Origin of the sequence: Bradyrhizobium elkanii USDA 76 (genome assembly GCF_023278185.1) — a bacterium.
Classification (GTDB): Bacteria; Pseudomonadota; Alphaproteobacteria; order Rhizobiales; family Xanthobacteraceae; genus Bradyrhizobium; species Bradyrhizobium elkanii.
Genome location: NZ_CP066356.1, coordinates 4,793,793 through 4,819,802, shown reverse-complemented (window position 1 = coordinate 4,819,802; position 26,010 = coordinate 4,793,793). Strand labels below are relative to the sequence as shown.

Genomic DNA, 26,010 nt, shown 5'->3' with positions numbered 1-26,010 from the left:
GCCATGCCGACGTCCGATGCGGTCCTGATCGTCAACTCCGGCTCGTCGAGCATCAAGTTCGGCCTTTTCGATGCTTCGCGTACCGATCCCACGCTGCTCTGCAAGGCACAGATCGATGAGCACGAGGGCGCGTCGCGATTGGTCTTCACCGATCCGGCCGGCCGCGCGTCGTTCGCGTTGGAGCAAGTCGAACCAGATACGCCGCCCGATCGGCTGTTTGCCGCAGTCCTGGCTCGGATCGAACATCATCTCGGCGAGCGGCTGCGTGCCGTCGGGCATCGCGTCGTTCACGGCGGCCGCGAGTTTCCGCGTCCGGTCGAAATCAATCGGACGGTGCTTGCCGCCCTCGACGCCCTCACCCCGCTGGCGCCGCTGCATCAGCCTCGCTGCCTGACGCCAATCCGGGCAATCGGCGCGATCCGGCCGGAACTGATGCAGGTCGCCTGCTTCGACACGTCGTTCCATCATGGCCTCGCGCCGCCCGTCAATCGGCTTGCGATCCCGAGACATCTCGAACGCGCCGGCATTCGGCGATACGGCTTTCACGGTCTCTCCTTCGAATATATCGCGGGCCGCCTCGCCGACATCTCGCCGGAGCTTTCCTCGAAGCGCACCGTGGTGGCGCATCTCGGCAACGGCGCAAGCCTCTGCGCCATGCGGAACGGCCGCAGCATCGACACCACGATGGGGCTGACGCCTCTCGACGGCCTGGTCATGGGGACTCGTTGCGGCACGATCGATCCGGGCGTTCTGCTTTACCTCCAGCAGCAGAACGGCATGTCGGTCGACGACCTTGAGCAGCTGCTTTATCACCAATCGGGGCTGCTCGGCGTTTCAGGCCTGTCCTCCGACATGCGTGTCCTGCTCGCAAGCCAGGAGCCCGCCGCGAAGGAAGCGGTTGACCTCTTCACGTTCCGCATCGCGCAACAAGTCGCCGCGATGGCTGGCACGCTGGGCGGATTGGAATGCCTGGTGTTCACAGGCGGTATCGGCGAGCACGCGAGCGAGATTCGCGAGCAGGTCTGCGAACGGCTCCGATGGCTGGGTGTCCAGCTCGATCCATCCGCCAACGCTGCGGCACAGCTGCACATTGCTTGCGAGGATAGTTCAGTGGATGTGCTCGTCATAGCAACCAACGAGGAAGCAACCATCGCTCGCCACTGCGCAGCCTTGATCCCGGGAACCTAGGATCGACGAGAGGCCGATTCACATATGCAAATGCGAACGCCGGCGACGGGCGCATGCTATTTGTTGCCTGCTAGATCTCGACAACGGTGCAGGCGGATGACCCCACTGTCGGCTCCCAGGCCCTGAAAGGTGCTGGGGTCGTCTCCGCACCGCAAAGGCCCTGACGCTCGGCCCGGCGTCAGGGCCTTCGCCATTCCGAAGCCTGGAAGGGCTCCTGAACGACACGTATCAGCGCCCCTTGAAGCGCGGCCTCCGCCGTCCGAGGAACGCCGCGACGCCTTCCTTGTGATCCTCGGTCAGGCTGGCCAGCGCGAACTGGTCGAGGTCCATGTGGCTGGCGAGATCGTCGAGCGCATGTGCCAGCCGGTTGACCGTCAGCTTGGTCATCGCGACCGAGATCGGCGGCTGGGCGGCGATCTTGGCCGCGAGCGCCATCGCGGCTTCATATGACCTTCCGGGATCGGTCACCTGCTCCACCAAGCCCCATTCGTAGGCCTCATCGGCCGAGATCCGGTCGTCGGCCAGGATCACCGCCTGCTTGGTGCGCGCCGGTCCCATCAGATGCAGCATGCGCGGCACGCTCTGCCAGCTCATGTTCATGCCGAGCGCGATTTCCGGCACCCGCATATGCGCGTCGCGCGCCATGACGCGGAAATCCAGCGCGACCGCGAGTGCCACGCCGCCGCCGACGCAAAACCCCTCGATCGCGCCGATCGTGACCTGCTCCATGTCCTGCCAGGCGCGCGTCAGCCGCGGCCCGAGCTTCAGGTGCCGGCGCAGCGCGCCCATGTCCATGGTCTGGCGCGAACGCCCTTCGGCATCCTTGAGGTCGAAGCCGGCGCTGAACGATTTGGCGCCGCCGGTCAGCACCACCACCGAGGTCTCGCCATCGTCCTCGAAACTGCGCGCCGCGTCGGTCAGCTGCCGCAGCGCCTCCGGCGACAGCGCGTTGATACCGTCGCCGCGGTCGAACCGCACCACCGCGATCCGTCCCTCCGGTCCGAGCCCCTTCTCGATCGTCACATCATCAACCACGCATACCTCCCCGCTCGCATTCTTGTGTACTGCCTGCCTCGACATAGCACGACGGTTTCGCCTATTCTGTGGGCATGAGCGAACATGATCATCACCACCACGATCACGACCATTCCGAACTGTCGGAGACCGAACTGCGCGTCCGTGCGCTGGAATCGATCCTGACCGAGAAGGGCTATGTCGAGGCTGCCGCGCTCGACGCCATCGTGCAGGCCTACGAGACCAAGATCGGCCCGCATAACGGCGCCCGCGTCGTCGCCAAGGCCTGGACCGATCCCGCCTTCAAGAAGGCGTTGCTCGAGGACGCCAGCAAGGCTGTCGGCACCCTCGGCCATGTCAGCCGGGTCGGCGACCATCTGGTCGCGATCGAGAACACGCCTGGCCGCCACAACATGGTCGTCTGCACATTGTGCTCCTGCTACCCTTGGGAAATGCTGGGGCTGCCGCCGGTCTGGTACAAGGCCTCGCCGTATCGTTCGCGCGCCGTCAAGGATCCGCGCGGCGTGCTCGCCGATTTCGGCGTCAGCCTGCCGAAGGAGACGGAAATCCGGGTCTGGGATTCGACCGCGGAGACGCGCTTTCTGGTGCTGCCGATGCGGCCCGAAGGCACCGAGGGCTTGAGCGAAGACCAGCTCGCCGAGCTGGTGACGCGCGATTCCATGATCGGCACCGGCTTTCCCAAGAAACCGGGAGCGCCGTCATGAACGGCGTCCACGACATGGGCGGCATGGATGGGTTCGGCAAGGTCGAGCCCGAGCCGAACGAGCCGATGTTCCATGAGGAGTGGGAATCCCGGGTGCTCGCCATGGTCCGCGCGATGGGCGCGGCCGGCGCCTTCAACATCGACGCCTCGCGCTTCTATCGCGAGACCCTGCCCCCGCAGGTCTATCTGTCGAGCTCCTACTACAGGAAATGGCTGCTCGGGCTGGAAGCCCTGCTGCTCGACAAGGGCTTCATCTCGAACGACGACGTCGCCGCTGGGCATGCCGTCGCGCCGGCGAAAGCGCTCAAGCACGGCAAGTTCTCGGTGGCCGACATCGAGCGCATCATGGTGCGCGGCAAGTTCGGCCGCGCCGCGCCGGGACCTGCGAAATTCAAGGCCGGCGATCGGGTGCGGGCGAAGAACATCCATCCCGCCACCCACACGCGGCTGCCGCGCTACGTGCGCGGTCACGTCGGGGTGGTCGAGCGCGATCATGGCTGTCACGTATTTCCCGATACGGTCGCCAACGACGCCGGCGAACATCCGCAATGGCTGTACACCGTCGTGTTCGACGGACGCGAGCTGTGGGGACCGGACTCCGATCCGACCATCAAGGTCTCGATCGACGCGTTCGAGCCCTATCTGGAGGCTGTCTGATGGATGCAGGCGCCGCTGCGCGCGCGACCAGCGCCGTCTCCAGCATCCCCCGCGATCAGGACGGCCCGGTATTCCGCGCCCCCTGGGAAGCGCAGGCATTCGCCATGGCGTTGAGCCTGCATGACCGCGGCGTGTTCACCTGGACCGAATGGGCTGCCGCGCTCGCCGACCAGATCAAGCGCGCGCAGGCTGCCGGCGATCCCGACACCGGCGAGACCTATTACCAGCATTGGCTGGCAACCCTCGAGCACCTCGTGGCCGCCAAGGGCGTCACGACGCATGAGACACTGCACCGCTACCGCGACGCCTGGGACCGCGCCGCCGACCGCACCCCGCACGGCAAGCCGATCGAGCTGACGGCGGCGGATTTTAGGTAGCCTCGAATGCCATGATCACCTGCATGCGCATGCGCGGGTGATGACATCGCGTGGTGGGGCGCCTTGAATCGCGAACTCATCCTCATCGTCGTCCGGGCGAAGGCCGGGACCCATGACCCCAAATGCAAATTGTTACGCGATGCTGGAACGACGAGTCCTACCTACAATGCCTGCCGCGGCGTATGGGTCGCGGCCTTCGCCGGGACGACGACGGGGACAGAACCGCGCGCACGGATTCCAGAGACGGGACTGCTGGAGCCGAGAAGCCGCAGCGTACCGGATCGCCCCTGCCATATTTCTGTATAATGGAAAAGTATCGCTGAGTTGCCCGACGTGTCAAGTTGCCGTGTCGAACGCCGGCAGCCGCCGGCTCCTTTGCATGGGGTTGTTTTCGATATTTTGGCAGCGCGCCCCTGCGGACGGCGATCTGCCCACGGTCACGGGCCACCCCGCGCAACATATTCGCGCCAGCCCTTGGCCCGCAGGCTGCAGGCCGGGCATTCGCCGCAGCCATAGCCCCAATCGTGCTGCGCGCCGCGTTCGCCGAGATAGCAGGTGTGCGAGTGCTCGCGGATCAGGTCGACCAGCCCTGCTCCGCCGAGTTCGTGCGCAAGCCGCCAGGTCGCGGCCTTGTCGAGCCACATCAGCGGCGTGTGCAGCTCGAAATCCCTGGCCATGCCGAGATTGAGCGCGGACTGCAATGCCTTGATGGTCTCGTCGCGGCAATCCGGATAGCCGGAATAGTCAGTCTCGCACATGCCGCCGATGATGTGGCGGATGCCGCGCCGATAGGCCAGCGCCCCCGCGAAGGTGAGGAACACGAGGTTGCGGCCGGGCACGAAGGTGTTCGGCAAGCCGTCCGCGCCCATTTCGATTGCGACGTCGCGGGTCAGCGCGGTGTCGGAAATCTCCGACAGCGTCGGGATATCAAGCGTGTGGCTGTCGCCGAGTTTCGCAGACCATTCCGGCCGAACGCGCTTGATCCCGGCCAGCAGTTGGTCCCGGCAATCGAGCTCGATCGCGTGGCGCTGGCCGTAGGTGAAGCCGAGCATCTCGACGCGGGCAAAGCGCGACAAGGCCCAGGCAAGGCACGTGGTGGAATCCTGGCCGCCGGAAAACAGCACCAGCGCGGTGTCGGAAGCGTTCTGATCGGTCATGGAACGCGATTTAGCACCTGGCGGCGCCGTAGCCAATCCGTGGACAGTGCCGTGTTTCCGGCGTGTTTTGCTGGGATCGACAGGGCCGATTTGGCATAACGGCCATACCTCTCATACAGCGGTGCTCCATGACCCCTTCCCGCGACATTTCCCGCCTGATCGAGATCATGGCTGCGCTGCGCACGCCGGTGACCGGCTGCCCTTGGGACCTCGTGCAGAATTTCGAGACCATCGCGCCCTACACGATCGAGGAGGCCTATGAGGTTGCGGATGCGATCGCGCGCGGCGATCTCGACGATTTGCGCGAGGAACTCGGCGACCTGCTGTTGCAGGTGGTCTATCACGCCAGGATGGCTGAGGAGCAGAACGCGTTCGCGTTCGGCGATGTGGTCGAGGCGATCACCAGCAAGATGATCCGCCGTCACCCGCACGTCTTCGCGGACAAGGACGGCAACATCCAGCCGGCCGGCGTCAAGAGCGCCTGGGAACGGATCAAGGCCGAGGAGAAGGCCGAGCGCGCCGCGCGGCGGCCGCCCGAGGAGACCGCGCACAAATCGCTGCTGGCGAGCGTGAAGGCGGGCCTGCCTGCCCTGACGCGCGCAATGGAGCTGCAGCGCAAGGCATCCACCGTCGGCTTCGACTGGAACGACCCGCGCGCCGTGCTCGCCAAGATCCGCGAGGAGGCCGACGAGATCGAGGCCGCGCTCGACCGCAACGACAAGGCGGAGATCGCGGAGGAAACCGGCGACCTGATGTTCGCGCTGGTCAACCTCGCCCGCCACGTCGACGCCGATCCGGAAACCGCGCTGCGTGCGACCAACGTCAAGTTCGAGCGGCGCTTTGCCTATATCGAGAAGGCGCTGGCGGCGAAGGGGCGTTCGCTCGATAGCGCATCGCTGGAGGAGATGGACGCGTTGTGGAACGAAGCAAAGACCGCCGTCGTCCCGGCGAAAGCCGGGACCCATACCGCGTGATCTAACGGATAGTCGACGGTACTAATACCAGGCGATGAGGAACTGCGACCGGCTCAATCACGACGGCTTGTGGTTATGGGTCCCGGCCTTCGCCGGGACGACGGTGAGTTTGTGGACGCAGCGCAGCGCTCTGCCCACGCAGTCTCCTACAACAACGTCCCGCGCAGGATCACCGCGGCAACGCCGAAATAGATCACGAGGCCGGTGACGTCGACCAGTGTCGCGACGAATGGCGCGGACGCGCTGGCCGGGTCGAAGCCGATGCGCTTGAGGATGAACGGCAGCATCGAGCCGCACAGCGATCCGAACGTGACGATGCCGATCAGTGCGGCACCGACGGTCGCGGCGACGAGCGCCCAATGCGGGCCGTAATCGAACAGGCCGAGCGTCTGCCACAGCGTGATCCTTATGATGCCGATCAGGCCCAGGATGGTGCCGAGCACGATACCTGTAGGCAGTTCGCGCACGGCGACACGCCACCAGTCGCGCAGCCGCACCTCGTGCAGCGCCAGCGAGCGGATCAGGAGCGAGGTTGCCTGTGAGCCGGAATTGCCGCCTGAGCTCATGATCAACGGGATGAAGAGCGTCAGGACGATCGCCCTCTCGAGCTCGCTCTGGTACGACTGCATCGCGGTCGCGGTCAGCATTTCCGACAGGAACAGCGCGCACAGCCAGCCGGCGCGCTTCTTGATCATCTCGCCGAAACCGATCCGCAGATACGGCTCGTCGATCGCTTCCATGCCGCCGAACTTCTGGGCGTCCTCGGTCGATTCCTCGACGATCGCGTCGATGACGTCGTCGACCGTGACGATGCCGAGGATATGGCCGGGACCGTCGACGACCGCGACGGCGAGCAGATCGTAGCGCGAGATCAGCCGCGCGGCCTCCATGCGGTCGGCCTCGGGTGCGATCATCAGCGGCTTCCGCGCCGGCGCCGCGGTCAGCACATTGGCGTGCGGATCGGCCGAGATCAGGCGGCGCAGCGGCACGGCCTGGATCAGGGTCTTCTTGACCGGGTCGATCACGAAGATCGAGTAGACGGTCTCGCGGGTGCGCTCGACCATCCGGATGTGATGCAGGACCTCGGCGATGGTCCAGCTCGAGGGCACGCTGACGAATTCGGTCGTCATGATGCTGCCGGCGCTGCGCTCGGGATAGGCCAATAGCCCGGAGATAACGTTGCGGGTCTCCGGATTGAGCCCGTTCAACAGCGTGGTGCGCAGCGGCTCGACCAGCTCCTTGAAGATATCGGCGGCACGGTCGTCGGAGACGCCCGACAGCAGCGAGACCGCGGTGTCTTTCGGCAGCTCGGCGAGGATCTCGCAGGTGTTGTCGAGCCCGGGCAGGTCGAGCACCTCGATCGCCTTCTCGGCCGGCAGCGAGCGCAGCAGCTTGGCGGCATCCGCGGGCTCCCGGGCGTTGAGCGCCTCGACGATTTCGGGCGCCCGCTCCTGGGCAAGATCACCGTTCTGGCCGGCGAGCCTCGCTTTCGTGATGGTTTCGCTGGTGTCCTGCATCGATCCGCCTCGGCTTTGCGTTCTGCAGCGCAATGAACCAAGGCGGCACGGATTTCAAACAGAAAGTGCGACGCCGCGTCGCAGGCGCATCGGCGCCCGCAACGTCACGGCATCGTCATATTTCGGAAGATTGCAGGGACCGGATGCGAGGGCTTACGCCTCGTGGGGAACGGCCGCGAACCGGCTCATCACGATGTCGCGCTTGGTCTCGTCGACGCGCACCGTCATGTCGAAGCGCTCGCCATGCAGCTCCTTGTTCAGGACCTCGGCATTGCGGTGCAGCCAGCTGATGCCGGCGCCATCGGAGGCGTCGATCGAGAGATTGAGCGTCGAGCGCCTGGCCGCGAGGCGATCCTCGATGGCGGCGAGCAGCGCATCGATCCCCTCGCCTGTTGCGGCCGAAACCAGGAAGCATGGCCGCTCCGGCGGACGGCGCGCGGCGATATTGCGCAAATTGTCCCGCTCCACGGGATCGAAGCGGTCGATCTTGTTCCAGACCTCAATGATACGCTGGCCGCCGTCGGCGTCGGGGTCGATGCCGAGCTGGCGCAACACCGCCTCGACGTCGCGCTCCTGCGCCTCCGCATCCTCGTGGGAGATGTCGCGGACATGCAGGATGATATCGGCTTCCAGCACCTCTTCCAGCGTGGCGCGGAACGCGGCCACCAGCTGGGTCGGCAGATTGGAGATGAAGCCGACCGTGTCCGACAGCATCGCCTTGCCGCCATGCGGCAGGTTGAGCGCGCGCAGGGTCGGGTCGAGCGTCGCAAACAGCATGTCCGCGGCCTGCACGTCGGCGCGGGTCAGGCGGTTGAACAGCGTCGATTTGCCGGCATTGGTGTAGCCGACCAGCGCCACCACGCGATACGGCACGCGCTGGCGGCCGGCGCGATGCAGCCGCCGCGTCGCCTGCACCTTCTTCAACTCGCCCTCGAGCTTGGTGATGCGCTCGCTGATCAGGCGGCGGTCAGCCTCGATCTGAGTTTCGCCGGGGCCACCCATGAAGCCGAAGCCGCCGCGCTGGCGCTCGAGATGGGTCCAGGACCGCACCAGGCGGCTGCGCTGGTAGTTGAGATGGGCGAGCTCGACCTGCAGCGCGCCTTCCTTGGTCTTGGCGCGGCGGCCGAAGATTTCCAGGATCAGGCCGGTGCGGTCGAGCACCTTGGTGCTCCAGGCCTTCTCGAGATTGCGCTGCTGGATCGGCGACAGCGCGCAATCCATCACCACGAGCTCGACCTCGTTACTGGCGACGAGCCCGTTGATCTCCTCGACCTTGCCCTTGCCGAGATAGGTGGCGGGCCGGATCTGGCTGATCGGCGCGATGACGGAGTCCACCACAGTGAGGTCGATCGCACCGGCGAGGCCGGCGGCTTCCTCGATCCGCGCTTCATAGTCGCGGACAGAGGAATCCGTTTGCGCATCGCCGTCGCCACGGCGCGTGCGCAGGTACGGGCCGATGACGATCACCCGCCCGGTGCTGCCGCTCCCTGCCGACCCGGGCCTAGACTTGGTCCGGTCGGCGCCCCCTTCACGATTGAAGGGTTCCAATCAGTTCACTCTCAAGCCGGTGCGTCCTCACCACCTTCGAACAGCTGAATCGGAGCTCCGGGCATGATGGTCGAGATCGCGTGCTTGTAGACAAGCTGCGAGTGGCCGTCGCGCCGCAGCAGCAAGCAGAAATTGTCGAACCATGTGACAATGCCCTGCAGCTTTACTCCGTTGACCAGAAATATCGTCAGTGGCGTCTTGGTTTTACGAACGTGATTAAGGAAGGTGTCTTGTAGATTTTGTGCGCGGTCTGCCGCCATTGTTTTTGTCCCGCAAGCTTGTGCTTCTTTTTATTGAACCGGTTGCTGCTCTCTGACGGAGCCTCCTCCGGCTGCCCACCTGCCACGAGATCCCCCTCCGGCAGGCATAGCGGTAGGATTAGAGGCTACGCGCGGTTTTTAGGCAAGCCAGTTCGCGGTGCAGTCGGTAGGAACACGGTGGCAATTCTAAGAAAGTGCGGGGAAAGAGACGAATATTCTCGTGGAGAGTGGATAAATCCCCGGTTGTACCGGCCCTCCCCTCGCCCCGCCGATCGATCCAAACTGCTCCCGAGAGCCATCTACCGGCTCCCCGGCGGTGACCGCCGGGGTTCGCTCCGAGCCGCCGGCGGTCTGCCGGCCTGCCGCGCCGGGGTCAGCCGACCCCGAGCGCCTTCAGCTTGCGGTGCAGCGCCGAGCGCTCCATGCCGACGAACTCCGCGGTTCGCGAGATATTGCCGGAGAAGCGGCTGATCTGGGCGATCAGATAGTCGCGCTCGAACACCTCGCGCGCCTCGCGCAACGGCAACCCCATGATGTGCTCGCCATTGTTGGAGGTCGGCATCGCCGGCACCATCGAGCCGACGTCCTGCGGCAGCATGTCGGCGGTGATGATCGCCTCCGGCCCGCCGCCGGCCAGGATCATCACGCGCTCGACATTGTTGCGGAGCTGGCGGACGTTGCCCGGCCAGACATGCGACTGCAGCACGGCCATCGCGTCCTGCCCGATCTGCCGCTTCGGCAGGCCGGTGGCGGCCGAGATCTGGTCCATGAAATAGTCGATCAGCTCGGGGATGTCCTCGCGACGCTCCGACAGCGGCGGCACCCGGATCGGCACCACCGAGAGGCGATGATAGAGGTCCTCGCGGAAACGGCCTGCGGCGATCTCCTCCTCGAGATTGCGCGCGGTCGAGGAGATGATGCGGACGTCGACATGGACCTTGCTGGTGCCGCCCTGGCGCTGGAAGGTCTGATCGACCAGCACGCGCAGAATCTTGTTCTGGGTCTCGCGCGGCATGTCCGCGATCTCGTCGATGAACAGCGTGCCGCCATGCGCCTCCTCGAGGGCGCCGGCCTTGCGCTGCTGTTCGCCGTTCGATCCCTCGATGCCGAACAGCTCGATCTCCATCCGCTCCGGCGTGATCGCGGCCGCATTGATCACCACGAACGGCCCTTCGGCGCGCCCGGAGGCATGGTGCAGCGTGCGCGCGGCAAGCTCCTTGCCGGCGCCGGAAGGACCGACGATCAGGATGCGGCTGTTGGCCTTGGCGGCGCGGTCGATGGTCTGGCGCAGCTGGTTCATGCAGGCCGAGCGGCCGGTCAGGACGCTCGCCGCAGGCGCCAGTTGCTTGAGCTCCTTCACCTCGCGGCGGAGCCGCGAGGTTTCCAGCGCCCGGGTCGCGACCAGGATCAGCCGGTCCGACTTGAACGGCTTCTCGATGAAGTCGTAGGCGCCGCGCTTGATCGCGGCGACCGCGGTCTCGATGTTGCCGTGGCCCGAGATCATCACGACGGGCAGATCGGCATTGTCCTTCTTGATCTGCTCGAGCAGCTGCAGGCCATCGAGCTTGGAGCCCTGCAGCCAGATGTCGAGGAAGACCAGGTTGGGCCGGCGGTTGGCGATCTCGGCAAGCGCCGAATCGCTGTCGCGCGCGGTGCGCGTGGAAAAGCCCTCATCGTCCAGAATCCCCGCAACGAGGTCGCGAATGTCAGCTTCGTCGTCGACAATCAGAATGTCACTTGCCATGGGTTACACCTGCGTTGTCAGTCGCTCGTCGCGGCTTTGAATTTTGGCTGTTGCGCATTTGGCTCTTGATTATTTGGCCCTTGATCAGCGGGATCTTGGATCGGTTCTTGGATTTTTGGTTCATTGTTGGTCGCTTGTGCCGGGCTGTTGGTCGGCTCCTCCGGCGGATTTTTTTCACTGTCCGGTTCGGTCTTGTCCGGTTTGACGTCCGGTTTTTGGTCCTTGCTTGCGGGCTTGCTCTCCGGCTTGGCCGCCTGGCCCGTGACGGCAAAGCGCAGCCGCATCCAGGCGCCGCGCTGGCCGTCGCGGAAATCGGAGGCATCCTTGAGCTCGATGCGGCCGCCATGGTCCTCCAGAACGCGGCCGACGATCGCCAGGCCGAGGCCGGTGCCCTTCGCCCGCGTCGTGACATAGGGCTCGAGCAGGCGCGCACGGGCGACCTTGGGCAGGCCGATGCCGTTATCGACGACGTCGATCAGGATGTCGTCGTTCTCGCGCTGCGCCACGACGTCGATGCGGCCCTTGCCGAGTTCCTCGCGCGGCACCTGCTCGATCGCCTCGGTGGCGTTCTTGATGATGTTGGTCAGCGCCTGCGAGATCAGCCGGCGGTCGAACTGCGCCGGCAGCGGCGACTGCTTGATGTCGGCCTCGATGTCGAGATCGGGATGGGCGACCTTCATCAGGAACACCGCTTGACGCACCACGTCGGCGACGTCCTCGCCTTCCATCACCGGCTTCGGCATCCGCGCGAAGCGCGAGAACTCGTCGACCATCCGCCTGATGTCGTCGACCTGGCGAACGATGGTATCGGTGCACTGCTCGAAGATCGACTTGTCCTTCTCCTCGGTGATGGTCTTGCCGAACTTGCGGCGGATGCGCTCGGCGGAGAGCTGGATCGGGGTCAGCGGATTCTTGATCTCGTGGGCGATGCGGCGGGCGACGTCACCCCAGGCCGAGGTGCGCTGCGCCGACACCAATTCGGTGATGTCGTCGAGCGTGATGATGTAGCTGTCGCGCGACTGGCTGGTCTGCTCGGCCGAGACGCGGACCGACAGATTGCGCTCATGGCCGTCGCGCAGGATCGTGACCTGCCCCTGCACCAGGCGCTGGGTTCCCTCGCGCGCGGTCTTCATCATCTCGTCGAGCTCGGGCAGCACGTCCGAGAGCGGATGGCCGAGCGTCTCCGACTCGGCGTGGCCGATCAGCTTTTCCGCCGAGCGGTTGAGGACGCCGATGGTGCCTGACGCGTCGACCCCGATGATGCCGGCCGAGGCCGACGACAGCACCGCTTCGATGAAACGGCGGCGGCTGTCGATGGTTTCGCTGGCATCGACCAGCTCGTTGCGCTGGGTGCGCAGCTCCTGCGTCATCTTGTTGAAGATTTCGCCGAGCAGCGCGAGGTCGCTTTCCGACTTGTTGACGGGCACCTGGACATTGAGATTGCCGGTCGAGACCTCGCTCGCCGCGCCCATCAGCTGGCGGATCGGCGACACCAGCCCGTTGGCGAAGTTGAGCCCGATCAGCACCGAGGCCATCAGGATGGTCAGCGCGATCACCGCGAACATCAGCGCGAACGCGACCTGGATGCCGAGCCTGCGGGTCTCGAGCTGGGCATATTCGGCCGCGCTGGTCTGGGTCTGCTTGAGCTGGGCAACCACCGCCGGATCGAGCAGCCGCGCCACATACAGGAACATGTCGTCATAGGCCCGCAGGCGGACCACGGAGGCGACGTAGTTTTCCGGAAAGACCGAGATCTTCGGCTCGGTCTCGTTGATGTCCTTCAGGATATCGGGCGGCGGCGCCTCATAGTTCAGGCGAACGCCGGTTTCGGCGCTGGCGACGATCTTGCCGTCCTTGTCCATCAGGACCGCGACCGGAAGATTGCGCGACTCGGCGCCGGCCGTCATCAGCTGCAGGAACGTCATGCGATCCTGGTCGTAGAGCGGCCGCGCATGGGCGAGGTCATTGGCCATCGCCAGCGTGTCGCCGTTGATGAGCTGGGCGTGCTCCTGCATGTAGGCGCTGGCGATGGTCAGCGAATTCTGGATCACCTGCTTGGTGGGCCCCGAGAACAGCCGGTCGAGGCCGCGCTCGATGGTGACGTTGGCCACGATCGACACCAGCACGGCGGGCAGCACCGCGATCACCGAGAACAGGCCGACGATCTGGACATGCAGCCGCGCCGCGGCCCGGCCGCGCCGCCTCGCTTGCACCATCTGCCAGACTTCCCGGACGATGATGCCGACCAGCAGCAGGATGGTGCCGGCATTGATCATCAGGAAGGAGCGGACCACCTCGGACGTGGGCTCGATCGGGGTCAGGCCGGTCAGCACCACGAAGGTGAGGAAGGCGGACAGCAGCGCGATGGCCACGGCAAACGGCGCCAGCCAGCGCCGCAGCGGGAAGCCCCGCGCCTCTGCATTGGGCTCGGCCGGGGGCGCGTGTAATGTTGAAGCGGTGGTCTCTGCGCTGGTCATACCGGCAATTGAGCTGAGAGCGATCGCCCGCGGGAATTGCGAACTGATGCAATCATATCACAATGTTGCCGAATTGCGACATTTCCGCGGCGCAAACCCCTGGTGCGGCGCCGTGTCCCCAAAACCATTTGTGACTACTCAATAACGGCAGCGGGGCCCGCGCCGGCCCCGTCAACCTCTACCCGCCGCTCCGGTAGACCTGGATGTCGAGGTCGCGGATCTTCTTGCGCAGCGTATTGCGGTTCAATCCGAGCAGGTCGGCGGCCCGGATCTGGTTGCCGCGGGTCGCCGCCAGGGCGGCGGTCAGCAGCGGGATCTCGATCTCCTTGAGGATGCGGTGGTAGAGGCCCGGCGGCGGCACGCCGTTCGGGAAGCCGGAGAAGTGCGAGGACAGATAGGCCTCGACCGCGCCGCCGAGATTGTCGACGCCGACGGTCGCCGTGCTGCCCGAGGTCACCGCCGGCGGCGCCAGCTCGCCGTCGATGACGGAAGCGGTGATGACGTCCTGCGGATAGAGCGCGGCGAGCCGCCGGGCGAGGTTTTCCAGCTCGCGGACGTTGCCCGGCCAGCGGTGCTGCTTGAGCCGCTCCAGCGCCTGGGCGTCGAGCTTCTTCGGCGGCAGGCCGTCCTTCTCGGCGAGCGAGAAGAAGTGCCTGATCAGGTCGGGCAGATCCTCGATGCGCTCGCGCAGCGGCGGCAGCCGCAGCGGCACCACATTGAGGCGGAAGAACAGGTCTTCGCGGAACAGGCCCTGCTGGATCAGGATGCGCAGGTCCTTGTTGGAGGCGGCGACGATGCGCACGTCGGTCTTGATCGGAGTGCGGCCGCCGACCGTGGTGTATTCGCCCTGCTGCAGCACGCGGAGCAGCCGGGTCTGCGCCTCCATCGGCATGTCGCCGATCTCGTCGAGGAACAGCGTGCCGCCCTCGGCCTGCTCGAAGCGGCCGGAGGCGCGGGTGTTGGCGCCTGTGAAGGCGCCACGCTCATGGCCGAACAGCTCCGATTCGATCAGGTCGCGCGGGATCGCCGCCATGTTGACCGCGACGAACGGGCCGTTGCGGCGCCGCCCATAGTCGTGCAGCGCACGCGCGACCAGCTCCTTGCCGGTGCCTGATTCGCCCGAGATCATCACGGTGAGATCGGTCTGCATCAGCCGCGCCAGCACGCGGTAGATTTCCTGCATCGCCGGCGAGCGGCCGACCAGCGGGATCGAATCGAACTCGCTGTCGTCGGCGGGACTGGCGACCCGCTCCTTCGGCTCGGCCAGCGCGCGGCCGACGATGGTGATCAGCTCCTTCAGGTCGAACGGCTTCGGCAGATATTCGTAGGCGCCGCGCTCGGAGGCGCGGATCGCGGTCATGAAGGTGTTCTGCGCACTCATCACGATGACCGGCAAATTCGGCCGCATCTTCTTGATCCGCGGCAAGAGATCGAACGCGTTCTCGTCGGGCATCACGACGTCGGTGATGACGAGATCGCCCTCGCCCTGGCTGACCCAGCGCCACAGCGTGGCGGCGTTGCCGGTCAGGCGCACCTCATAGCCGGCGCGCGACAGCGCCTGGTTCAGAACGGTCCGGATGGCGGTGTCGTCGTCGGCGACAAGTATGCTACCTGCAGGCATTGGTGTTCCTCATCGTGCATCCTGAGAGGCAGGCGAGGACGTACCCGGAACGTCATCGCGGTTGCTCTGGTCGAGTTGCTTGGCGGCGCTGTACATCGGCATCAGCACACGGAAAGTGGTTTTGCGCGGCTGCGACTCGCATTCGATGATGCCGCCGTGATCGCCGACGATCTTGGCGACCAGCGCGAGGCCGAGCCCGCTGCCGGTCTGCTTGGTGGTGACGAAGGGATCGAACAGGTTCGGCAGCAGGTCTTCCGGGACGCCAGAGCCGTTGTCCTTGACGCAGAATTCCAGCGGCAGCGAGACCCGCGATTTCTTGCCCGGCACCGACAGCCGCACCCCCGGCCGGAACGCCGTGGTGAGCTGGATCTCCGCATCGGTGCCGAGATCGGCGACCGCTTCGGCCGCGTTCTTGACGAGGTTGAGGAACACCTGGATCAGCTGGTCCTGGTTGGCCAGCACCGGCGGCAACGACGGATCGTAGTCCTCGATGAAGCGGACATTGCGGGCAAAGCCGGACTGCGCCAGGCGCTTCACATGATCGAGCACGGAATGGATGTTGACCGGGCCGCGCGCCACCGGGCGGTCGTCGCCGAACACTTCCATGCGGTCGACCAGCGTCACGATGCGGTCCGCCTCGTCGCAGATCAACCGCGTCAAGAGCCGGTCCTCGGAGGACGCCTGCTGCTCCAAAAGCTGCGCCGCGCCGCGGATGCCCGACAGCGGGTTCTTGATCTCGTGGGCGAGCATCGCCGCCAGCGCGATCACCGAGCGCGCCGCGCTGCGATGGGTGAGCTGCCGATCCATCTTGTCGGCGATGGTGCGCTCCTGCAGCATCACCACGATATGCCCGGGCCGCTCGGTCAGCGGCGCGACGTGCAGATCGACCTGGCGATCGCCGCCGATCCGCGGCGTGCCGAGATCGACCTTGTATTCGTTGACCGGCGAGCCGCTCGTCCGCACCTGCTCGATCAGCGCCAGCAGCGGGCTGCCGAACGGCACCAACTCCTTCAGCGACTGCCGGCGCAGGAACTGGGTCGAGATCTCGAAGAATGATTCGGCCGCGATATTGGCGTCGACGATCCGCCCGTCGGGCGCGACCAGCAGCACCGGATTGGGCAGCGCATTGAGGATGGCCTCGCCGTCAGTCGGCACCGGCCGGCGGAATTCCATGGCTGACGTCATGCGGCAGCACTCCAGGCAAAATCGTCGTAGGCGTCGGCGAGCGAGCGATGCACGCTGGACGGCTCTTCTGCGGTCAGGATCGCCTGCCGCCAGGCCTTCAATGTCGCGGCCGGCGCGCAGCTATAGGCCGCGGCAGCCTCCAGCGCCCAGCCGAGATGCTTGCGTGCATGCTTGAGCCCGATGCGCAGGCCATAGTGGCTGCAAACCTCGTCATAGAGCGCGCGAATATGCGTGAGCTGCTCGGCGAGCGACGGCGCGGCCTCGGCGATCCCGGTCTCCAGGCGGCGGCCGATCTGTCCCGGCAGCCAGGGCTGCCCCTGCGCGCCGCGGCCGATCATGACGGCGTCGGCACCCGACATCTCGAGCGCGCTGACAGCCTTGTCGAACGAGGTGATGTCGCCATTGACCACGACCGGGACGGTGACGGCGTCCTTGACGGCGCGCACGGCGTTCCAGTTCGCCTCGCCCTTGTAGAACTGGCAGCGGGTCCGGCCATGCACGGTGATCATCTGCACGCCGGCGGCCTCGGCGCGGCGCGCCAGTTCCGGCGCATTGAGCGAGCGGTCATCCCAGCCGAGCCGCATCTTCAGCGTCACCGGCACCTTGACCGCCGACAGCGTCGCATCGATCAAGGTCACCGCATGGTCGAGGTCGCGCATCAGGGCGGAGCCGGACTGGCCGCCGGTCACGTGGCGGGCCGGACAGCCCATGTTGATATCGATGACGTCGGCGCCGGCGCCTTCGGCGATCCGCGCGCCCTCCGCCATCCAGTGGGTCTCGCAGCCCGCCAGCTGGACCACATGCGGCCCGACCCCGGCTGCCTCGCAACGCAGCTTCGACATCGGCTTGCCGTTCACCAGATCGTTGCTAGCGGTCATCTCGGAGACCACCAGGCCGGCGCCCAAAGTGGCAGCGAGTCGCCGGAAGGGCGCATCGGTAATGCCGGACATGGGCGCGAGGAGAACCCGGTTGGCGACAGCAATATCGCCGATCTTCAATGGGTTACGAGGAGTACTTTGCACGCCGGTCACAGCCGTCTCGTCGTTCTGTCAACCACGCCATTGCGGCTGACATCGTCTATTCTGCGCACAATTCTTGTGCAGTCAAGGCTCATGCCTACGGTTTAGACATTCCTACCACCAGTACAAGTGCACTGCAACAAGATCTGCTTTTCCCACAGTCATCGGCAAACGCTCTGTTTTTGCGCAGCGGTCATGCTAAGGGCTGTGCGCGGCGATCCTCGCCGTTCCCCTCATCCCCGATTCGCCTGTCACTGGTTCAAAATGCCGAAGCCTGAGCGTACCGCAGCCATCCTTGTCGCAGCCGGCCGTGGACTGCGCGCCGGCGCAGGCGGGCCGAAACAATACCGGACGATCGGCGGACAGACGGTGATCTACCGCGCCATGGAGGCGTTCTCCGGACACCCGGACGTGTTTGCGGTGCAGCCTGTGGTCAATCCTGACGATACCGCGCTTTTCGATGAAGCGGTCGCAGGCCTCCGCCATCGGCCGCCGACGCCGGGCGGCACGACCCGGCAGGCCTCGGTCCATGCCGGGCTCGAGGCGCTTGCAAGCGAGAAGCCCGACATCGTTTTGATCCACGACGCCGCGCGCCCCTTCGTCACCGCAGCCGTGATCTCGCGCGCGATCGCCGCGGCCGGCCGGACCGGCGCTGCGATCCCCGTGATTCCCGTCACCGACACGATCAAGCTCACCGGCGATGCCGGCGACGTCGAGGCGACGCCGGAGCGCGCGCGCCTGCGGATCGCGCAGACACCACAGGCTTTTCGTTTCGACGTAATATTGGAGGCGCATCGTCGCGCAGCGCGCGAGGGCCGCTCCGATTTCACGGACGATGCGGCGCTTGCCGAGTGGGCGGGATTGACGGTTGCGACGTTTGAAGGTGATGCTGCCAACATGAAACTCACCACACCCGAGGACTTCGTGCGCGAGGAAGCGCGGCTCGCAAGCCAGCTCGGCGACATCAGAACCGGCACCGGCTACGACGTGCATGCCTTTGGCGACGGTGACCATGTCATGATCTGCGGCGTGCGCGTGCCGCACACGAAGGGATTCCTGGCCCATTCCGACGGCGATGTCGGGCTGCATGCGCTGGTCGACGCGATCCTCGGCGCGCTGGCCGACGGCGACATCGGCTCGCATTTCCCGCCGAGCGACGCCAAGTGGAAGGGCGCCTCCTCCGACCAGTTCCTGAAATACGCGGTCGAGCGCGTCACCGCGCGTGGCGGACGGATCGCCAATCTCGAAGTGACGTTGATCTGCGAGCGGCCGAAGATCGGGCCGTTGCGCGACACCATGCGGGCGAAGATCGCGGAGATCTCCGGCGTCCACATCTCGCGCGTGGCGGTCAAGGCCACCACCAGCGAGCGGCTCGGCTTCACCGGCCGCGAGGAAGGCATCGCGGCAACCGCGAGCGCCACGGTCCGTCTCCCGTGGGACGATAAAGGTTGGGACGATAAAGGCTGGGACGATAAAGGCAGGAGTGCCTGACATGGGCGGCAGCGACGCTCGTGCCCTCTCCCGCTCGCTGCTCGACCTGTGCCGGATGCGCAAGCTGACCATCGCGACCGCCGAATCCTGCACCGGCGGACTGGTCGCGGGTGCGCTCACCGACATCCCCGGCTCTTCCGACGTGATCGACCGCGGCTTCGTGACCTATTCGAACGAGGCCAAGCGGGTCATGCTCGGCGTCAAGGCCGCCACGCTGGAAACGTTCGGCGCGGTGAGCAAGGAAACCGCGACCGCGATGGCGATCGGCGCGCTGGAAAAGGCCGGCGTCGACCTTGCGGTCTCGATCACCGGCATCGCGGGCCCTGGCGGTGCGACGCCGGGCAAGCCGGTCGGCCTGGTGCATTTCGCCGTCGCGGCGCGCGACGGCCGCATCGTTCATCGTGAACAGCGATTTGGCGCAATCGGCCGTAGTACGGTGCGGCAGCGCTCCGTGGTCGAAGCATTGCGCATGCTGATGGAGCTTGCGCGCCCGCCGCAAGCCGCCAAGCCGCGTCGCGAGGCCGCCAGCCGGTTGCGGCCAAGGGTGGCTCGGTCGCCGCGGAGCCACGCTGCGAAACGCCGCCGGCCGCCGCGCGGATAGGCCGTCTCAAAGTCGAGTCGCCCTCGGCCAACCTTATAGCGGCTTGTGTCAACTGCGGCCCAGTGACGCCCACTTAGAATGGAACTGTGACGCGGCTTCGCCGCTTTATGTTGTTCCAACTCTGCTGTTTCGATTGTTCGTCCAACGGCAAAATCCCACAACAAGGAGAAAATGATGAAGTTGGGAACTTTGGTCGTGGCCGCCATCAGCGCTGGCGCCATGACGCTGTCGACTGTTGCGCCTTCCTCGGCAGCACCGCTCGCTCCCGCGCGATTTCAGCACGAGCCTGTCTCCGTCGAGCATGTGCAGTATCGTCACTGGCACGGTGGTCCGCGCTACGGCTATCGCGGCGGATACGGCTACCACGGTGGTTACTATCGCGATCGTGGTGCTAACGGCGCGGCGATCATCGGCGGGCTTGCGGCCGGCGCGATCATCGGCGGCGCGATCGCGGCGAGCCAGGCCAAGGCCAACAACGACGCCTATTGCTCCCAGCGTTTCCGCACCTACGACCCGGCTTCGGGCACCTACATCGCATCCGGCGGCGTGCGGCGATCCTGCCCGTAAGTCGGCGAACGCTCTCCCGCATCATCCGCCGTGCCCGGCCTCGTGCCGGGCATTTGCGTTCCAGGGAGGCAAACGGGACGGCTTCGCTACGTCGACAGCTGAGGCTTGCCGTAGACCTGATCCGCGCGCTTCTCGAACGCCGCGGCAAAGCGTGAAAACGCAGCGTCGAACATCGAGCCCATCAGCATTGCCAGCATCCGGCTCTTGAATTCGTAGTTCAGGAAGAAGCCGACATCGCATTCGGCTTCCGACTTCGGCTCAAAACTCCAGCGATTCTCCAGATTGCTGAACGGGCCGCGCAGATATTCGACCAGGATCTTCAGGTTAGGGCGGTCGAGCGTCACCCTGCTGGTGAACGTTTCGCGCACCAACTTGAAGGACACCGTCATGTCCGCGACCACGACCTCGGTGCCGTCGTCCTTGGGCGTGCGCTGGCGGATCTTGAGCGCCTGGCACAGCGGCACGAATTCGGGATAGCGCTCGACGTCGGCGACCAGATCGAACATTTGAGGTGCGGTGTGGCGGACCCGCCGCTTGCTTGAGAATCGTGGCATCAGTGGATACTCGCACGGTTTTGCCCGAGTGCGAGGCGCTTCAGATAATCATCCGCCTGCGCCCGATCGGTGAAGCACACCAGCGATTGATCAGGCCGCAAGCCGGCAAGATACTCGATCAGCTTCGGCCGCTGCTGCTGGCGATAGGTCCAGACGTAGCGGAAGAATTCGAGATCGATCTTCTCGGGGCAGCCTTCCGCCATCTCCGGGCGGACCTGGCCATAGCTCCCGGCAATCCGCCTGAAGATACCGAGCATGCAGGTCGACCGCGGCAGGTCGAACCAGATGATCGTATCGGAGAGCTCCCGGCGCAATTCCCCCGCACCGTGCCTCATGTAGTTCCCATCCATGATCCAGCGCGGCTCCCGAGCTGCTTCGGTCATGCGGCGCTCGAATTCGTCCCTGCCCGACTCGATCCAGCCCGGTTTCCAGAACAGCGCATCGATCGACACGGTCGGAATCCCTGTCATCGCGGACAGCCGCCGCGCAAAGGTCGACTTGCCGGATCCCGACGATCCCATCACCAGAACGCGCTGCATTGGTCCAGTCCAAGGTTCGGTCAAGGTTCGGTCAAGGTTCGGTCAAGCAACGGCGCGTGACGGCGCCGGCGTACCGCCGTTTACAAAAATCTAGCGGCCGCGGGCCGTGCGCGCCGCCTGCAGTTTGGCGAAATCCTCGCCGGCGTGATGCGACGAGCGCGTCAGCGGGCTCGCCGACACCATCAAAAAGCCCTTGGTATAGGCGACCCGCTCGTAGCCTGCGAACTCGTCCGGCGTCACATAGCGCATCACGGCGTGATGCTTGCGGGTCGGCTGCAAATACTGGCCGATGGTCAAGAAATCGACTTCGGCCGAGCGCAGATCGTCCATCACCTGCAGCACCTCGTGCCGTTCCTCGCCGAGGCCGACCATGATGCCCGACTTGGTGAAGATGGTCGGGTCGATCTCCTTGACCCGCTGCAGCAGCCGGATCGAATGGAAATAGCGAGCGCCGGGACGGACCGTCAGATAGCGCGACGGCACGGTTTCCAGATTGTGGTTGAAGACGTCGGGCTTGGCCGCGACCACGCGCTCCAGCGCGCCGTCCTTGCGCAGGAAGTCCGGTGTCAGGATCTCGATCGTGGTGGTCGGGCAGCGCGCGCGGATGGCACGGATCGTCTCGGCAAAATGCTCGGCGCCGCCGTCGGCGAGATCGTCGCGGTCGACCGAGGTGACCACGACATGACTGAGCCCGAGCTTGGCGGTTGCCTCCGCGACGTATTCCGGCTCGCTCGCCTCGAGCGCGCCGGGCATGCCGGTCTTGACGTTGCAGAACGCGCAGGCGCGCGTGCAGGTGTCGCCCATGATCATGAAGGTGGCGTGCTTCTTGTCCCAGCACTCACCGATATTGGGGCAGCCCGCCTCTTCGCACACCGTGACGAGGCCGTTCTCCTTCACGATCCGGCGCGTATCCGCATAGCCGCGCGTGTTCGGCGCGCGGACGCGGATCCAGTCCGGCTTCGGCGGCGACACGGCATCCGGCCGGTTCACCTTTTCGGGGTGCCGCGGGCGGAGCTGAGTGGTGGAAATGGTGTCGACGATGGTGACCATGGATGCCTGCAAGTCGCGGGAGCAAAGTCCGGAAAAGTGGAGGCCGGTTTTCCCGCGACGAACCCGGAACGGGTTTGCGCTGGAGATCATGCTCCGAACCAAGGGCTTAGGTAATCGGTGTTGACGCGGCTCGCAACCCGCCCCGCGACCCTAGCAGACCAGCCCATATATTGGCAGTCTTGCGGTCCGTTCCATGCCGATTCCCACCTCAAAATGCCTCAAAAACCCCGATCCACCCGCGCGACCGCGCCGCGTCTCGGCAAGGCGCTGAAACGCTCCTTCTTCGATCGCAGCGTCCACGAGGTCGCCCCCGACCTGATCGGCGCGACCTTCCTGGTCGGCGGCGCCGGCGGCATCATCACCGAGGTCGAGGCCTATCATCACACCGACCCGGCAGCGCATTCCTACCGCGGGCCGACCCCGCGCAACCAGGTGATGTTCGGTCCGCCGGGCTTCTCCTACGTCTACCGCTCCTACGGCATCCATTGGTGCGTCAATTTCGTCTGCGAAGAAGCGGGCTCCGCCAGCGCCGTGCTGATCCGCGCGCTCGAGCCGACCCACGGGCTCGCGGCGATGCGCCGGCGGCGCGGGCTGGAGGACGCGCGCGCGCTGTGCTCGGGGCCCGGCAAGCTCTGCGAGGCGCTCGGCATCACCATCGCGCACAGCGAATTGCCGCTGGACCGCGCCCCGATCGCGCTCCATGCGCGGACCGAAGCGCCCGAAATCATCACCGGGGTGCGGATCGGCATCACCAAGGCCGTCGACCTGCCCTGGCGCTACGGGCTGAAGGGATCGAAATTCCTCAGCAAGCGGTTTTGAGCGCCACGACGTCGTTCGCTACGATGCCTTCTTCAACCGTTCGATCGCCTCGAGGATCTTGGCGCGGCGCTCCGTTGCTGCCGCGCGCTTTTCCTTCTCTTCCTCGACGAGCTCTTCCGGCGCGTTGGCGACGAACTTCTCGTTGGCGAGCTTGGCATCGACCCGCTTGATGTCGGCGTCGGCCTTGCCGAGTTCCTTCTCCAGCCGCGTGCGTTCAGCCGCGAGATCGATCACGCCCTTCAGCGGCAGCGCGACAGCCTCGCCGCGGACAAGGAGCTGCACCGCGCCTTCCGGCGGATGATCGGCGAACGAGATATCCGACAATCGCGCGAGCCGCTTGATGGTGTCGTTCCAGCGCTGCGCGCGGTCCCGCGTCTCGGCGGAGGCGCCCGCGATCACCAGCGGCGTCAGCGTCGACGGCGGGATGTTCATTTCCGCCTTCACCGACCGCATCGCGGTGACGAGATCGACCACCCAGCCGATTTCGGCTTCAGCCGCGGGATCGCTGAACTCGTCGGCGTCGAGCGCGGCAATGACCGGCGGAATGATCGGATCGACCACCGGACCGGCGGTCGCGATCGCGGCCAGCTGCTCGCCAGTCACGCCCGACTTGCGCGGCCAGGACGCCAGCACCAACAGGCCGTCGCGCTTTGCGGTCACTGCCCACAGCTCCTCCGTGATGAAGGGCATGAACGGATGCAGCAGCTTGAGGATCTCGTCGCGGGTCCACGCGATCATGGCGCGGGTCTCGGCCTTGGCCGCACCCTCCTCGCCCATCAGCACGGGTTTTGCGAGCTCAAGGTACCAGTCGCAGAACACGTTCCAGACGAAACGGTAGATCGCGGCCGCGGCATCGTTGAAGCGATGATCCTCGATCGTCTCGGTGACCTCGCGGGTGACGCGCGAGGTTTCGTGCGCGATCCAGCGGTTCAACGTCTCCTTTGCGCCCTTCGGATCGAAACCGTCCGGCTTGACGCACTCGTTCATCTCGGCGAAGCGGCAGGCGTTCCAGAACTTGGTCGCGAAATTGCGGTTGGTCTCGACCAGATGCGGCGACAGGCGGATGTCATGGCCTTGCGCCGCCTCGCGGGTCAGCGCGAAGCGCAGCGCGTCGGCGCCGTATTCGTCGATCACGCCGAGCGGGTCGATGACGTTGCCCTTCGACTTCGACATCTTGGCGCCCTTCTCGTCGCGAACGAGGCGGTGGATGTAGACGGTCGAGAACGGCGCCTCCTTCATGAAATGGAGGCCCATCATCATCATGCGGGCGACCCAGAAGAAGATGATGTCGAAGCCGGTAACCAGCGTGTTGGTCGGGTAGTAGCGCGCGACCTCCGGGGTGTCGTCCGGCCAGCCCAGCGTCGAGAACGGCCACAGCGCCGACGAGAACCAGGTATCGAGCACGTCCTCGTCACGCGTGATGAAGCCCTCGCGCTTGGCGGGGTCGACCGCCATGTCGTGGCCCTGCTCCGGCGTGATGACTTCCTGCTCGACGTAATAGCCGAGCGCGTGGCCGACCGCCTCTTCCTCGGTCTCGGCGACGAACACCTTGCCGTCGGGTCCGTACCACGCCGGGATCTGATGGCCCCACCAGAGCTGGCGCGAGATGCACCAGGGCTGGATGTTCTCCATCCACTCGAAATAGGTCTTTTCCCAGTTCTTCGGCACGAACGTCGTTTCGCCGGAGCGCACCGCCGCGATCGCCGGCTGCGCCAGCGTCTTGGCGTCGACATACCACTGGTCGGTGAGATACGGCTCGATCACGACGCCGGAGCGGTCGCCATGCGGCACCATGTGGGTGTTGGGCTCGATCCGCTCGAGGAAGCCGAACTCTTCCAGCCTTGCAACGATCTTCTTGCGTGCGGCGAAGCGCTCGATGCCGTGAAACTCTTCCGCGAATTCGGTGGCGCCGGCCGGCAGGCCGCGCAGATAGTCCTCGTTGCCGTTGAGGCTGAGGCTGCCCTCCTGGTCGAGCACGCTGATCTGCGGCAGGCCGTGGCGCTTGCCGATCTCGAAGTCGGTGAAGTCGTGTGCCGGCGTCACCTTGACGGCCCCCGAGCCCTTCTCAGGATCGGCAACGTCGTCGCCGACGATCGGAATCTTGCGGCCAACCAGCGGCAGGATGACGTGCCGGCCGATCAGATCGGTGTAGCGCTCGTCGTCCGGATGCACCGCGACCCCGGTGTCACCGAGCATGGTTTCGGGGCGCGTCGTCGCGACCACGATGAACGACTTGGGATCGTCTGGGCTGAAGCTGCGGCCCTCGATCGGATAGCGCAGATACCAGAGATGACCCCTGACCTCGACCTGCTGCACTTCGAGATCGGAGATCGCGGTAAGCAGCTTCGGGTCCCAATTGACCAGGCGCTTGTCCTTGTAGATCAGGCCATCGCGATGCAGCTCGACGAACACCTTGACGACCGCGCGCGACAGGCCCTCGTCCATGGTGAAACGCTCGCGCGACCAGTCGCAGGAGGCGCCGAGACGCTTGAGCTGGTTGACGATGGTGCCGCCGCTCTCGGCCTTCCACTGCCAGACCCGCTCAAGGAATTTGGCGCGGCCCATGTCGCGCCGGCCCGGCTCCTGCCGTTCCATCAGCTGACGCTCGACCACCATCTGGGTGGCGATGCCGGCGTGATCGGTGCCGGGCTGCCACAGCACGTCGCGGCCGCGCATCCGCTCGAAGCGGCACAGGATGTCCTGCAGCGTGTTGTTGAGCGCGTGGCCCATGTGCAGCGAGCCGGTCACGTTCGGCGGCGGGATCACGATGGTGAAAGGCGCGGCGTCCTTGCGTTCAGGTCGGCCGGCCTTGAACGCACCGCTCTCCTCCCAGATTTGGGCCATGCGGTGCTCGATATCGGCGGGCTGGTAGTTTTTCTCGATCATGACAATGCGCTGTGGACCATGGAAAGGGCTAGAAAGCCGCC

23 protein-coding genes are annotated in these 26,010 nt (G+C 65.6%); 9 read left to right on the top strand and 14 right to left on the bottom strand.

Annotated features, from left to right (window positions below; all coding sequences use genetic code 11):
- Positions 1-3: 3 nt before the first annotated feature.
- Positions 4-1,188 (top strand): acetate/propionate family kinase, encoded by a 1,185-nt coding sequence (locus tag JEY66_RS23480; RefSeq protein ID WP_018271694.1) that lies wholly within the window; start codon positions 4-6, stop codon positions 1,186-1,188.
- Positions 1,189-1,416: 228 nt separating this feature from the next.
- On the opposite strand, the gene JEY66_RS23475 is transcribed toward JEY66_RS23480, so the two are convergent.
- Positions 1,417-2,223 carry an enoyl-CoA hydratase/isomerase family protein gene (locus tag JEY66_RS23475; RefSeq protein WP_018271695.1) on the bottom strand — a complete coding sequence of 269 codons (807 nt, stop codon included), beginning with the start codon at positions 2,221-2,223 and terminating at the stop codon, positions 1,417-1,419.
- Between the two features lie 74 nt (positions 2,224-2,297).
- Between JEY66_RS23475 and nthA the strand changes: the two genes are divergently transcribed.
- The 3 genes from nthA to JEY66_RS23460 are packed head-to-tail and all read left to right on the top strand — an operon-like array spanning position 2,298 to position 3,960.
- Positions 2,298-2,927: a nitrile hydratase subunit alpha gene (gene nthA, locus JEY66_RS23470; RefSeq protein WP_018271696.1), complete on the top strand. Its 630-nt coding sequence runs from the start codon at positions 2,298-2,300 to the stop codon at positions 2,925-2,927.
- Positions 2,924-3,583, top strand: a complete 660-nt coding sequence (gene nthB, locus JEY66_RS23465; protein ID WP_016840716.1) for a nitrile hydratase subunit beta — start codon at positions 2,924-2,926, stop codon at positions 3,581-3,583. The genes nthA and nthB overlap by 4 nt, the downstream gene beginning before the upstream one ends.
- Positions 3,583-3,960 carry a nitrile hydratase accessory protein gene (locus JEY66_RS23460; protein WP_016840714.1) on the top strand — a complete coding sequence of 126 codons (378 nt, stop codon included), beginning with the start codon at positions 3,583-3,585 and terminating at the stop codon, positions 3,958-3,960. The genes nthB and JEY66_RS23460 overlap by 1 nt, the downstream gene beginning before the upstream one ends.
- Positions 3,961-4,397: 437 nt before the next feature.
- On the opposite strand, the gene queC is transcribed toward JEY66_RS23460, so the two are convergent.
- Complete coding sequence (gene queC, locus JEY66_RS23455; protein WP_016840712.1) at positions 4,398-5,117, bottom strand: 7-cyano-7-deazaguanine synthase QueC; 720 nt, start codon at positions 5,115-5,117, stop codon at positions 4,398-4,400.
- Positions 5,118-5,245: 128 nt separating this feature from the next.
- Here queC and mazG point away from each other — a divergent pair, with 128 nt between their 5' ends.
- Entirely contained in the window at positions 5,246-6,091 is an 846-nt protein-coding gene (gene mazG / locus JEY66_RS23450; protein ID WP_018271697.1) for a nucleoside triphosphate pyrophosphohydrolase, read from the top strand.
- A gap of 146 nt (positions 6,092-6,237) precedes the next feature.
- On the opposite strand, the gene mgtE is transcribed toward mazG, so the two are convergent.
- The 8 genes from mgtE to dusB all read right to left on the bottom strand — a co-directional run bounded on the left by mgtE (position 6,238) and on the right by dusB (position 17,441).
- Positions 6,238-7,608: a magnesium transporter gene (mgtE, locus tag JEY66_RS23445; RefSeq protein WP_018271698.1), complete on the bottom strand. Its 1,371-nt coding sequence runs from the start codon at positions 7,606-7,608 to the stop codon at positions 6,238-6,240.
- A gap of 153 nt (positions 7,609-7,761) precedes the next feature.
- Positions 7,762-9,156 (bottom strand): GTPase HflX, encoded by a 1,395-nt coding sequence (hflX, locus tag JEY66_RS23440; protein WP_026192782.1) that lies wholly within the window; start codon positions 9,154-9,156, stop codon positions 7,762-7,764.
- A gap of 11 nt (positions 9,157-9,167) precedes the next feature.
- Positions 9,168-9,416, bottom strand: coding sequence for an RNA chaperone Hfq (gene hfq, locus JEY66_RS23435; RefSeq protein WP_006020546.1), 249 nt, complete (start codon positions 9,414-9,416; stop codon positions 9,168-9,170).
- Positions 9,417-9,789: 373 nt separating this feature from the next.
- The gene (ntrX, locus tag JEY66_RS23430; RefSeq protein WP_018271700.1) at positions 9,790-11,160 is read right to left on the bottom strand and encodes a nitrogen assimilation response regulator NtrX; all 1,371 of its coding nucleotides are present in this window, start codon (positions 11,158-11,160) and stop codon (positions 9,790-9,792) included.
- 17 nt (positions 11,161-11,177) lie between these two features.
- Positions 11,178-13,637, bottom strand: a complete 2,460-nt coding sequence (locus JEY66_RS23425) for a sensor histidine kinase NtrY-like (RefSeq protein WP_018271701.1) — start codon at positions 13,635-13,637, stop codon at positions 11,178-11,180.
- Positions 13,638-13,815: 178 nt separating this feature from the next.
- Positions 13,816-15,258 (bottom strand): nitrogen regulation protein NR(I), encoded by a 1,443-nt coding sequence (gene ntrC, locus JEY66_RS23420; RefSeq protein ID WP_016840705.1) that lies wholly within the window; start codon positions 15,256-15,258, stop codon positions 13,816-13,818.
- A gap of 9 nt (positions 15,259-15,267) precedes the next feature.
- The gene (locus JEY66_RS23415; RefSeq protein ID WP_026192783.1) at positions 15,268-16,443 is read right to left on the bottom strand and encodes a two-component system sensor histidine kinase NtrB; all 1,176 of its coding nucleotides are present in this window, start codon (positions 16,441-16,443) and stop codon (positions 15,268-15,270) included.
- On the bottom strand, positions 16,440-17,441 hold the full coding sequence (dusB, locus tag JEY66_RS23410) for a tRNA dihydrouridine synthase DusB (RefSeq protein ID WP_018271703.1): 1,002 nt from the start codon (positions 17,439-17,441) through the stop codon (positions 16,440-16,442). The genes JEY66_RS23415 and dusB overlap by 4 nt, the downstream gene beginning before the upstream one ends.
- A 285-nt stretch (positions 17,442-17,726) precedes the next feature.
- Between dusB and JEY66_RS23405 the strand changes: the two genes are divergently transcribed.
- The 3 genes from JEY66_RS23405 to JEY66_RS23395 all read left to right on the top strand — a co-directional run bounded on the left by JEY66_RS23405 (position 17,727) and on the right by JEY66_RS23395 (position 20,121).
- A complete protein-coding gene (locus tag JEY66_RS23405) occupies positions 17,727-18,953 on the top strand; it encodes a bifunctional 2-C-methyl-D-erythritol 4-phosphate cytidylyltransferase/2-C-methyl-D-erythritol 2,4-cyclodiphosphate synthase (RefSeq protein WP_018271704.1) in 1,227 nt (408 codons plus the stop codon).
- Between the two features lies 1 nt (position 18,954).
- Positions 18,955-19,554, top strand: coding sequence for a CinA family protein (locus JEY66_RS23400; RefSeq protein WP_018271705.1), 600 nt, complete (start codon positions 18,955-18,957; stop codon positions 19,552-19,554).
- 171 nt (positions 19,555-19,725) lie between these two features.
- A complete protein-coding gene (locus JEY66_RS23395; protein WP_016843437.1) occupies positions 19,726-20,121 on the top strand; it encodes a BA14K family protein in 396 nt (131 codons plus the stop codon).
- An 86-nt stretch (positions 20,122-20,207) separates the two neighbouring features.
- On the opposite strand, the gene JEY66_RS23390 is transcribed toward JEY66_RS23395, so the two are convergent.
- The 3 genes from JEY66_RS23390 to lipA form a co-directional block, all read right to left on the bottom strand.
- Entirely contained in the window at positions 20,208-20,675 is a 468-nt protein-coding gene (locus JEY66_RS23390; protein WP_026192784.1) for a type II toxin-antitoxin system RatA family toxin, read from the bottom strand.
- Positions 20,675-21,214 (bottom strand): P-loop NTPase family protein, encoded by a 540-nt coding sequence (locus tag JEY66_RS23385; protein ID WP_016843439.1) that lies wholly within the window; start codon positions 21,212-21,214, stop codon positions 20,675-20,677. The genes JEY66_RS23390 and JEY66_RS23385 overlap by 1 nt, the downstream gene beginning before the upstream one ends.
- A gap of 90 nt (positions 21,215-21,304) precedes the next feature.
- Positions 21,305-22,264, bottom strand: a complete 960-nt coding sequence (gene lipA, locus JEY66_RS23380) for a lipoyl synthase (RefSeq protein WP_018271706.1) — start codon at positions 22,262-22,264, stop codon at positions 21,305-21,307.
- 213 nt (positions 22,265-22,477) lie between these two features.
- Here lipA and JEY66_RS23375 point away from each other — a divergent pair, with 213 nt between their 5' ends.
- Positions 22,478-23,083 carry a DNA-3-methyladenine glycosylase gene (locus JEY66_RS23375; protein ID WP_016843446.1) on the top strand — a complete coding sequence of 202 codons (606 nt, stop codon included), beginning with the start codon at positions 22,478-22,480 and terminating at the stop codon, positions 23,081-23,083.
- Between the two features lie 18 nt (positions 23,084-23,101).
- Here JEY66_RS23375 and JEY66_RS23370 read toward each other — a convergent pair whose 3' ends face one another.
- A complete protein-coding gene (locus JEY66_RS23370) occupies positions 23,102-25,969 on the bottom strand; it encodes a valine--tRNA ligase (protein WP_018271707.1) in 2,868 nt (955 codons plus the stop codon).
- Between the last annotated feature and the right edge of the window lie 41 nt (positions 25,970-26,010).